The sequence below is a fragment of the Chamaesiphon sp. VAR_48_metabat_403 genome (genome assembly GCF_031422475.1).
Classification (GTDB): domain Bacteria; phylum Cyanobacteriota; class Cyanobacteriia; order Cyanobacteriales; family Chamaesiphonaceae; genus Chamaesiphon.
On the sequence record NZ_JANPLS010000306.1, the window covers coordinates 1 to 3897 of the forward strand.

Consider the following 3897-nt stretch of genomic DNA (forward strand, 5'->3'; position numbering starts at 1 on the left):
CCTGGTGGGCCTGGGCGTGCAGAAGCGGCTGCTCGACATCCACCGCAAGGCGCCGTTGAACGCGTGGCGCAGGCCGGGCGATCCGCGGGGCGAGATCACCCTCGACCACCTGATGCACATGGCGAGCGGCCTCTACACCGAGGCTGGCGGCAATCCGCAGGCGGACTTGTCCGTTCCCCGCATAGGGGGCGACGGTAGGATTCGTCGAATCGAACAAATAATTGACTTTTTCGGCTAAAGCTGATTCGGAAATGCCGATAAAATGCAGGCTGCGACTATAGATCGAATCTTGCCCGTAACCTTGGGTTTTTAAAAACGAAACGGCTGTATCCCGCCACATCCGGTACAGTTCTCGCGGTACACCCGGAAATGTGAGGATCGTTAACCCCGTTCGCGGTTGCCAAATCATCCCTGGTGCGGTACCCGATGGATTGGGTAATAATTGCGCGCCTACGGGTTGGAGAGCCTGTTTGCGGTTGCTGGGAGTCATTTCGCGCCCGATTTGGGCGAACTTTTGTGCGATATTGGCAATGACTTCGGGATGTTCGACGAGTGGCGTATTAAAATAAGTGGCGATCGCTTCTGTCGTCAGATCGTCGGGTGTCGGCCCCAAACCGCCTGTAAAAACCAGGATACTCGATCGCGCGCTGGCAATTTCGATCGCACTGTGAATTCGATCGAGGTTATCCCCCACTACGGTTTGATAAAAGTGGGGTACGCCTAATGCTGCAAGTTCGATCGCCAGGTATCGAGCATTACTATTAAGAATATCACCGAGCAATAATTCGGTACCAACACAGATTACTTCAGCAGCCATAATTTACGGGGATTAAGGTATTTTGCGTAGTCCTTTTACCGCCTTTATAAAGCTTAGACTTCGTTTTCAATGGGTTTACCCCCCCAACCCCCCTTATAAAGCGGATGCGCGCACTGTTCGGGTTCCCCGACAGTGTTAGCGCACCAAGCAGGGGGGCTTTCCGGCTCCCTCCCCTTGATAAGGGGAGGGCTGGGGTGGGGTAACATGGGACTACGCAACAACCATTTTACCGGATCGTTTTAAGTGCGTCTTCTTGCTTGACGATCGAGTCGGTAAAGATGCTCATGACCGTGCGGGTGCGGAGTTTGATATTAGCATTGAGCGATGCGCCCGATCTCAGGTCGATCGGTTTACCTTTAATCATCATACTCTGTCTTTCGATCTCGATGACGGCGGGGAACCTGTCGTAGGGATGCGCCTGATCTGCGGGTAATACATCAGAACCGATCGAAACTACTTTACCTTTAACATCGCCAAATTCACTAAAGTTAAATGTTTCGATCCGCACATCGACGGGCATTCCTGGTTTGACAAAACCGATATCTTTATTACTAATAAATATTTTTGCCTGTAATTTACTATCGGGAACGATCTTCATAATCGGTTCGCTGGTGGTGGCGACAAATCCTGGTGTCCCAGCTTTTAATTCAAATACAGTTCCACTAACCGGGGCGACGATCTCTTGATATTTGAGATTCATTTTCGCCTGACTGATTTGACTGTTAATATCGACGACTTTGCGATCGAGATCGACGATCGTTTTATTCAGTTGCCCGTCAATTTCGGCGATTTGCTTATCATTAATCGAGATTCTTGTCAACAACTCTTTTTGAGAAGTTGCAACGCTATTTTTGAGCTTTTCGCGACTCTGATTGGTAGCCATTGTCAATCGATTGTATTCTCGATCTAGTTGGGCGATTTCTTGCTGGTTCTTTTTAATTTGTTGCTGTTGACTCTGTATTTCGAGACGCGAATTGGCAAGCAATTCTTGTTCGTCTTGTTGAAGTTTGCGGTAGCGTTCGTCGAGTTGGAGCACTTCACTCGTGCGGGCGGTGACTTCTTGTTCTTGCTTGAGTACTTGGTTGCGAGATAGCGCGCCTGCTTCGCCCGCAGGTTTTAAACTATCGAGAATTGCCTGATTGCTGATGGTTAAACTTTGAGCGGCTTGTTTTTGAGCGCGATTTTCAGCCATTTGAGCGGCGAGTTGAGATTTTTTAGCCGCAGTTTTGGCGTTGATATTGGCAATCACCGCTTGGGAATCGATTAATAGTTCGCTCAAACCCGTCCGTTTGCCGCGATTTTCGCGCATCTGATTATCGAATTGACCGATTTCTAACTGACCGGAACTGGTGCGCGAAGCAACTTCGGCGCGGCTCGATTGCAATCTTTGACGCTGTTCGCTACTTAAATTAGCAAGATCTGTCCCGTTGAGTTCGGAGCGGTAAAGTTGATTTTCGGCGATAACCGAGCTGCGGCTTTTAGTAAGTGCTAGAATTTCTGGACGCACATTGAGTTTGGCGAGATCTTGAGTGCTGACACTCCCGACACCCTGACGGAGCAAGCTATGATAAAACCGCGTTTCCGCCGTCATCGATTCGAGATTTTTTTCCAGTGCGGTGAGTGTAGATCTCGCGACGGTAGATTCTAAGCTGAGTAATTTTTGACCTGCAACAACTTTATCGTTTTCTCTAATTCCGACGGTTTTAACTACCCCACCGACTGGTACCTGCACATCTTTGACTTTCCCGATTGGTTCGAGTTTCCCCTGAACGGCGATGGTTTCTTCTAAAGGTGCCAAACAAGCCCAGGTCACCAAGCCCGTAGTAATCAGTAAAATCGTCCAGACAATGCCCCTCGACCAGATCCGCGACTGCTGGAATACCACCGATTGCTCGAATTCTTCCGATTGGTAAGTCTCAATTTGAGCGCGTTCTACTTTTCTCAATCCATCCGGCTCGATCTTCCGTTTGGCAATTTTATTAGCATCGTTGGGAGCGAAATTTGGTTGTTGGTTGGGGGAGTTCATGGGGATGTGTGGGGGGAGTAAGGAAAATCCCCTCCTTGGAGCGAAAAGTGCGTTCTTGGGGTTTCCCCAAGTAAAGCACCTTTTCAAGAGAGGGGTGCCCGTTCGCGAAGCGTCTCGAAGAGAAGGGCGGGGTGGGTAGATCTTCGCTAAAGCCTAAACCTGAGCTTCTTGCTGCTGATAGAGACAATAATAACGACCTTTTAAAGCCATTAATTGGCGGTGGGTGCCTGTTTCGACGATCGATCCTTTATCCATCATGACAATTACATCTGCCGTTTTAATTGTATTCAAACGGTGGGTGACAAAAAAGACGGTCTGATGTTGGAAGGTTTGGGCTAAATTGAGACACACTTGACGTTCGCTATCGTAGTCGAGCGCGCTGGTGGCTTCGTCTAAAATCAACATTCGGGGCTGTTGTAGTACGGTACGCGCGATCGCAATGCGTTGGCGTTGTCCGCCAGAAAGGGCGGAACCGCGTTCGCCGACTTTGGTGTTGTAACCATCTGGTAACTCCATAATAAAATCGTGTGCTGCGGCTACTTTAGCGGCGGCAATTACATCTTCAGAGGTCGCATTGGGGTTAGTCAGAGCAATGTTTTCTTGCACTGTTCCGCTAAATAAGAGGGTATCTTGTAGTACCATACCGATTTGTTGGCGGTAGGAATACAGCTCGGTTTTGGTAATATCATACTTGTCAATGACAATTCGCCCAGAGTTAATCTGATACAAACGGGGAATTAATTTCATCAGGGTACTTTTGCCCGAACCGCTTAAACCCACGATGCCCACAAATTGTCCGGCTTGAAATTCCGCACTGATATTATTGAGCTGATTGATATTAGTACTAGGAAAACTAAAGGTGAGATTTTCGATTTTGACATGACCCTGAATTGGGGGCATGGTGATATTGTTGATGTTATCGGCGGCTACTTCTTGCGGCGTATCGAGGATATCGCTCAAACGTTCGAGTGAGAGGGCGGTTTCTTGGAAATTTTGCCACAGTTGGACTAGTCGGAGCAATGGTTGAGTGGTGTAACCAGCAATAATGCGGAAG

3 protein-coding genes are annotated in these 3897 nt (G+C 48.6%); all 3 read right to left on the reverse strand.

The features are described 5' to 3' along the window. Positions 1 to 817: CinA family nicotinamide mononucleotide deamidase-related protein (locus RMO79_RS14680; RefSeq protein WP_310483920.1), on the reverse strand; the 817-nt coding region annotated here is incomplete at its 3' end. Positions 818 to 1043: 226 nt separating this feature from the next. Next, complete coding sequence (locus RMO79_RS14685; RefSeq protein WP_310483921.1) at positions 1044 to 2843, reverse strand: HlyD family efflux transporter periplasmic adaptor subunit; 1800 nt, start codon at positions 2841 to 2843, stop codon at positions 1044 to 1046. 153 nt (positions 2844 to 2996) lie between these two features. Then, the coding region (locus RMO79_RS14690; protein WP_310483922.1) for an ATP-binding cassette domain-containing protein at positions 2997 to 3897 on the reverse strand (901 nt) is incomplete at its 5' end.